Raw genomic sequence first — 6,000 nt, 5'->3', positions numbered from 1 at the left:
TATGAATCCTCAGCAAATTTATTCCAAACTTTACATACAGTTGCTGAGGTAGAAAGATCTTTTTAATCTAATTATTTAAAAACTTCAAGTTGTAATTCAGTTGGCAAAGGAAACAAACCGTTATTTGAACAAACCTTCATATATTCTTCCATTTGTAAAATTATGAACCACAAATTATAAAGAAGTTTATTGTTTTTTTCAGCTTATTATCCATTTAGTGTTTTTTTGAAAAAAGAATAAATTACATATTTAAGCAAAGCGCAAACGCTATAATCCTATTTTTGAGGCGGGATTTTCCCTCCATAAATCTCTGGAACGAATGTATTTTTTAAGAGTATCGCTTCTCCTGTGACCAGTTTGCTTCATAATAGCATATTCTTGAACACCGGCTAAAGTAGCTGTCGTAACAAAACCAGATCTAAGACTATGTCCCGAGTACTTAGCTGAATTTTGCATAAGGTATTGATTCCTTTTAATAATCCTAGCAACAGAACGCGTAGACAGGTTCTTGACTAATACTTCCATGACGATTAATTGATCTAAAAATATGCCCTGAAATGATTCCTGAATGAATCAACCAATCTTGCAAAGCTCTTACAGGACAGGTATCGGGATTAGCTCCATACGGAATGGCAATCTCCCTGCCCTCGCCTTGTTGGTCTGTTTTAGAACGTTTTATTCTTATCACAAACCCGTTCCTCACTAATTTTAAATCTTCGTAATCTATTCCAACAAGCTCCGAACGACGAAAAGCTCCAGCAAATCCAAGTAAAAGCAATGCTTTGTCACGAGTATTGATTAGCTTATTGCCATTTAAAGCCTGAACCATCATTCTCAGATCTTCTATAAGAATAGGTTCCTTACTATCTTGAGAAATGCCTAAAGTATTTCTAATGCCCTTCCAGGTCTCTTGAATTGAGGGATGCCTACGATCAAAAAGATTCCCAGAGATTTGATGGGCTTGACTTATTGAGCTTAATCTTCGTGCTAAACTAGCTACTTTTAATGGAGATATTGATCTACACATATGCTACAGTTACTGAGTTTGGTATGGTGGGGGCATTCTGGGTTGTCGAAAAGCAATTGTTGTAAAAAAGCCCAAAGTTCTTCACTCCATGACCAGTCGCCAGCTCCCGACCAATTGATTGTTGCAAGTGTGGAGTCGGAGCATTTTCTATATCGAATTGAGGCATAAGAACGACAATGGGGCCACGTTTCATGTGGTTAGTGGTAAGAAAAGGGGTAAAAGGACAAAAGCCCTTTAAATACCCCTATCTAAATATTTTATGGCATTATATGAAGCGCAGTATCTTTGTTGGATTTATACACTGCATTAGATTCAGCTAAGAGCTGTTTAACTCTTGGTATTCTTTGAGCAAGATTTATTTTCTCATCGCGAATGCTGTAGGCGAACGGGAAAAAGATCTGATCTTTTTCGGCCCATCCAATAAACCAACCAACTTCTGAGATTTTTTGATTTTGTTCAATGATAGAACCCCATCCTGTTTTTCCAAATAACTTCCATCCTTCAGGTAATTCGCTGACAAATAAGAGCACTTTAGTCATCTGCATGGCACTGTTTGAAATGGAAAGCTTTTCTTGAACCATTTTTTGAATAAAATCAACCTGTTCTTTAGGGGAAATTTTCAAAGAAGAGCTTATCCATGCTTTTGTCAGTCCTCCTGACATGTCTTGATTCCCATATTCTAACATGGCTAAATAATGGTGAATATTTTCGATTTCAAGTTTTGTCGCTAATACCCTAGAGTACCAGACACAAGAGCTTTTCATCCAAGAGTGTGGGCTCTGTGGTTCTTTCCATGATGTTAAGAAGTCATCGTAACCTTCTTGAAAAAACCAAATAGGTGTTTTTTCATCCTTTAAGATTCCTGCATCGTATCCCATCAAGCTCAAAACAATTTTAAAAGTAGAGCAAGGCGTGACGCGTTCATGGATGTGAGGGCCTAGTTCGTGCACGATTTTACTGGTGGTGCCGTTAATGAGAAGAAAGTTTTCCTCAGTTGAAAAAACATTCATGCTAGGAAAAAAGAGTAGAAAATAAATTATTAATCTTGAAAATAATCGACGATCCATTGAAAACCTCATTTTTTGCAAGGATTCTAATGGAATAAATGCTTTGTAAGCTAGGGAATTAGTTTTTTATACAATGCCTGGCGTTGTATTAAGTTTTGCTGTATACACACAGAATGTAATCCTTATTTTTAGTTTGCAAATCGATGAAATTAAAATAACTAGTCAATGGAGTCAGTTTGATGAATAAGCTGAAATATTTAATCTGTCTTGCAATTGGTATTTTTGGTTTTTCCAATCTCTACAGTAATTCCCAGTTATCTAAAGATAAATATGAATCGTTGACAAGATTAAAGGGTACATATAATGAAAAAGAAAAAGTTTTCAAAGCCATTTTTCCAAGAAATGATATTAAGATCTCCGTGGACAACACTCAATTAGATCCATTTATGGGATTAACTTCTTGGTCAGCTTTCACTTCTGTTGGAGAGAACAAATTTATGGTGATGGGGGATTTTGTTCTCTTTCAAGATGAAGTCAATCCAGTGATGACTGTTTTTTTGAACAGCAATATCGATGTTACAGCTCTTCACAATCACTTCTTCTACGATACACCTAAAGTTTATTTCATGCATATTGGGGGAGAAGGGTCTCTTGCTCATTTAGCTGGTGGTGTAAAAAAGGCGTTAGATGTGGTTAAAGACATCAGAATAAAAAATAGTTATCCATCAAAAAATTTTGGAGGTGTCCACATTTCTAGCCAGAATTCCATCGACATTTCAAGCTTAGAGAAAATTTTCGACACGAAAGGACAAAGTAAAGATGGAATGGCAAAATTTGTTTTTGGAAGATCAGTGAAAATGGGTGATGTTATTCTCGGCGGTGATATGGGGGTTAATACGTGGGCAGCTTTTGCTGGAACGAACGAAAATGCCATTATAGATGGTGATTTTGCCGTTTTAGAAAATGAATTACAATCTGTTCTGAAAGCTCTGAGGAAAGGTGATATCAATATTGTTGCCATTCATCAACACATGACGTTGGAGCATCCTAGAATGATTTTTCTTCATTATTGGGGACGAGGAAATGCCAAAAATCTCGCAAACACTGTTAAAGAGGCTTTAAAGTTAACAAAGTGATATAAAGAAAATGTGAAGTTGACTCATGAGAAACTCTGGCGAATCGTATGGTTTGTCAAAAAAAAATTTCGATCACCCTAATGCATGATTTTATTTTGTTTGGGGTTGCGAGACGTGGTGTTCAACAAATCGAGCTTAAGCATTTTTTTCTGTTGCTTTGCTCTATAGCCTTACCACTATTAAACATAATTAAAGATTTATTCTCTAGTTAGTGAGCAACAATTGCATTTTGGGCTCAAGCATATGTTTCGCTTCTTGCCGATTAGGTGGCGGTGCTGCCTCTTTATTCCAAAATTGTTTAAACCAAGGCTCATTAGTCGTCGCTTCCCACGAAACGCTCGTATTGCAAATAGCAAACCATATAAGCTGTTCCAATAAAATTTTATTCTTTTTAAGGTGTTCAGGAAGATGATGCCATTGATGATGGTCATGTAAAACTGCAGCTATTCCATACTGCAAAAGATATTGACGAGCGGTATCGAGTTCTTTAAATTTGAAAATCCCATGGCTAACAGCAGTTATATATAATTCCTCATTTTCTTTAAGAATATTCTTATTCGGAACATGTTTGATAAAAGCGGGATAGGAACTATCACGTTTTTTAGCGATGGCAAAGATTTTTTTAATAATGTCTAAGTCATTTTGAAAAGTTTTTGGCAATTTTTGAAAATATTGATAACAGACTGGATCTTTTGCAATGAGTGCTTCGATGATGTCACGATCCTCTTTTAAACTTTGCAAAATTTCATATGCGTAAAAAGTCATATGCTTATCATTGATCAAACTTAGAATAAAAGGTTTATCGTTTTTAATATCATCTGGAGTTCTCCCAAAGACGGTTTTAAAACAGAAGGGCTTTTCTTTGAATAGAGCGAGTAAAAATTCCTTGTCATTAAATAATTTTTTTGGAAATTCTTTTAAAAATGCATTATGGCCATTAAGAAATAGTGAAACATTTGAAAAGTCGTCTTGTCTTTTTAACCATTTGCATACAAGAATAAAATTGCCTAAGAAGGGAATGAGTGCCAACACACCTTTTGTGACATGAGACCAGTTATCCAACTTGCGTCTTGTTAAGCTGAAAATGTTAATTGGGTCGTTCGATTTTGAGGGGGGAGTTCCGAATGCGCGATCTCGAATGGCACAGATTAAGTGCACGATGCCAGAAGGAATGCTGATTATAGGTACAAAATCTGTGTAAGAAAGATAATAAGAGGCTGTATCTAATCTGTTCATAAAACACCTGGTAAATCATGAAATAATCCGCGTAAGTTTATCTATTAGATTGATTAATTGGCAATCTTTTAATGCATTTGGTTGAATCAATTAAAAGCAGCCGGGGACAGGATTATTTAGTTTCGCACAGAAATTTTCGGTTTTGTTAAGCATCTTAACTTCGCTTGGATCGCATCCAAGGATTTGGCAGCTTCCAATCACAAACATCTCTGTAGCACCTTTTACAACCATTTCTTGGGCAAATCGAACGCTACTATTCCAAGTTGGCAAATAAGGTCGTACAAAGCCCATGAAGTTCCCAAGTTTCCAGTTGGCTGGTTTTTGAGCTTGTTTATGTGCTATGTGTTTTCTAAAAGCTCTCTGGATTTTTGTCGCGGCTATTGTTCTTTTCAGCTTTTGCATGACTAGCTGTTGCTGTTTTAATTTCTTTAAATGAGTGATAGCTTGTGTATTTTCTAAACTAAATATTTTAATCGGAATGGTGACTAGTAAAATCGGAAGTGAAATCAAACTGATCGCGATAGCTAAGCCCAGAGATCGGGAGGTGGCGTATTTATATTTTTCATCACCATTTAAATCATGAAAAAAGACAACGCGCTTTCCCCCAAATAAGGCATAGACCCCTTGATTGTGAAAATCAGCCCAACGCAGGATGCGTGACTTATCTTGATAATTAAAGAAATCAAAACGGTCAATCATGTGAGTCTCTGCGTACAAAGGGGTTAATAGATCTGAAAGATAGCCTGAATAGAGTAGTCATCATTGCTTTTTAGAAAGGCTATTTTTTACATGCCGAAGAATAATACTGGTTCGCATGTTTTGTAATCAAGATGAGGTTATAAGATTTCTGCGATCCAATGATTTCCAATTGGGTTTCCAAAGGGGCGCAAGAGTTAATGAGAAATCTCTTTTTTGGGTTTGCCTATAAAAATAGTCGCTGGTAGTCTTTTTGGGATTTGAGAAGTTTTCCAGGCTGAAATTCGGTGGTTTCCTTCATAAAGTTGGTATCTTTTGAGGGCTGTAGGAGATGGATTCTTCCACAGAACTATACCTCTTAATTCAGAAACCTGAAACTGTTCTTCACTTGGAAAAAGGATTTCAACATTTTTTAGCATCCAATCGATTTCCAAGGCATTTATCTCGACTTTTCTCCACCTGGCTTCTTCTCTTTCAGATTTCCAGAGCTGAAATTGACCTCTTACAGATTGAAAAATGGATTCAATCAATGCAATGTTTGGATTTTCATTTTTAGGGCTGAGATCGGCTCGTTTCGGGAATGTTGGTCGAATATATTTTGAAAACTGACATTCCGGCGACCATTCATTATACAGCCAGGTCTGTTTGATTTCAAAAGTTGAAGTTAATTTTGTCACCATAGAGCCCGAAGGGTACTTTGAAAATATATTTTGGGCTATAGAGGTTACTTCAGAATGATGCGAAGATGGTGTTATAGATTCATTTATTTTTTTTATTTGATCTGTTGCTATTCCGATGGGATCCATAGATACCTTTTTGCCTGTGTGTTTTTGTGATAAGAAAGATTGTGCGAAAAAAAACATTTTACCGCGATTTTTTAGTGATTATAGATTCACAA

Annotated in this window: 7 protein-coding genes; 1 reads left to right on the top strand and 6 read right to left on the bottom strand. The window is 36.1% G+C overall.

Annotated elements, in window-relative coordinates:
* Positions 1-267: 267 nt before the first annotated feature.
* The 3 genes from AB7E63_RS08630 to AB7E63_RS08620 form a co-directional block, all read right to left on the bottom strand.
* The gene (locus AB7E63_RS08630) at positions 268-525 is read right to left on the bottom strand and encodes a tyrosine-type recombinase/integrase (RefSeq protein ID WP_428419225.1); all 258 of its coding nucleotides are present in this window, start codon (positions 523-525) and stop codon (positions 268-270) included.
* Positions 482-1,027 carry a site-specific integrase gene (locus tag AB7E63_RS08625; protein WP_428419223.1) on the bottom strand — a complete coding sequence of 182 codons (546 nt, stop codon included), beginning with the start codon at positions 1,025-1,027 and terminating at the stop codon, positions 482-484. Before AB7E63_RS08625 ends, AB7E63_RS08630 begins: the two co-directional genes overlap by 44 nt.
* 257 nt (positions 1,028-1,284) lie before the next feature.
* On the bottom strand, positions 1,285-2,094 hold the full coding sequence (locus AB7E63_RS08620) for a penicillin-binding transpeptidase domain-containing protein (RefSeq protein WP_428419221.1): 810 nt from the start codon (positions 2,092-2,094) through the stop codon (positions 1,285-1,287).
* Positions 2,095-2,273: 179 nt separating this feature from the next.
* Here AB7E63_RS08620 and AB7E63_RS08615 point away from each other — a divergent pair, with 179 nt between their 5' ends.
* Complete coding sequence (locus AB7E63_RS08615) at positions 2,274-3,170, top strand: DUF1259 domain-containing protein (protein WP_284453001.1); 897 nt, start codon at positions 2,274-2,276, stop codon at positions 3,168-3,170.
* Positions 3,171-3,374: 204 nt separating this feature from the next.
* Here AB7E63_RS08615 and AB7E63_RS08610 read toward each other — a convergent pair whose 3' ends face one another.
* From AB7E63_RS08610 to AB7E63_RS08600, 3 genes are all read right to left on the bottom strand, one after another.
* A complete protein-coding gene (locus AB7E63_RS08610; protein WP_006341958.1) occupies positions 3,375-4,406 on the bottom strand; it encodes a hypothetical protein in 1,032 nt (343 codons plus the stop codon).
* Between the two features lie 90 nt (positions 4,407-4,496).
* A complete protein-coding gene (locus AB7E63_RS08605) occupies positions 4,497-5,105 on the bottom strand; it encodes a hypothetical protein (RefSeq protein WP_006341957.1) in 609 nt (202 codons plus the stop codon).
* Between the two features lie 194 nt (positions 5,106-5,299).
* A complete protein-coding gene (locus AB7E63_RS08600; protein ID WP_013925060.1) occupies positions 5,300-5,908 on the bottom strand; it encodes a hypothetical protein in 609 nt (202 codons plus the stop codon).
* Positions 5,909-6,000 lie beyond the last annotated feature (92 nt).

Source organism: Parachlamydia sp. (assembly GCF_050255895.1).
Taxonomy (GTDB): domain Bacteria; phylum Chlamydiota; class Chlamydiia; order Chlamydiales; family Parachlamydiaceae; genus Parachlamydia; species Parachlamydia acanthamoebae.
The sequence above is the reverse complement of the archived record's forward strand: the minus strand, read 5'-3'. Positions and strand labels throughout refer to the sequence as shown.

What these genes read in the sequence shown, in the direction of transcription:
- AB7E63_RS08630 (WP_428419225.1), bottom strand. Translation starts at nt 525, where the DNA reads ATGGAAGTATTAGTCAAGAACCTGTCTACGCGTTCTGTTGCTAGGATT.
- AB7E63_RS08620 (WP_428419221.1), bottom strand. Translation starts at nt 2,094, where the DNA reads ATGGATCGTCGATTATTTTCAAGATTAATAATTTATTTTCTACTCTTT.
- AB7E63_RS08605 (WP_006341957.1), bottom strand. Translation starts at nt 5,105, where the DNA reads ATGATTGACCGTTTTGATTTCTTTAATTATCAAGATAAGTCACGCATC.
- AB7E63_RS08610 (WP_006341958.1), bottom strand. Translation starts at nt 4,406, where the DNA reads ATGAACAGATTAGATACAGCCTCTTATTATCTTTCTTACACAGATTTT.
- AB7E63_RS08615 (WP_284453001.1), top strand. Translation starts at nt 2,274, where the DNA reads ATGAATAAGCTGAAATATTTAATCTGTCTTGCAATTGGTATTTTTGGT.
- AB7E63_RS08625 (WP_428419223.1), bottom strand. Translation starts at nt 1,027, where the DNA reads ATGTGTAGATCAATATCTCCATTAAAAGTAGCTAGTTTAGCACGAAGA.
- AB7E63_RS08600 (WP_013925060.1), bottom strand. Translation starts at nt 5,908, where the DNA reads ATGGATCCCATCGGAATAGCAACAGATCAAATAAAAAAAATAAATGAA.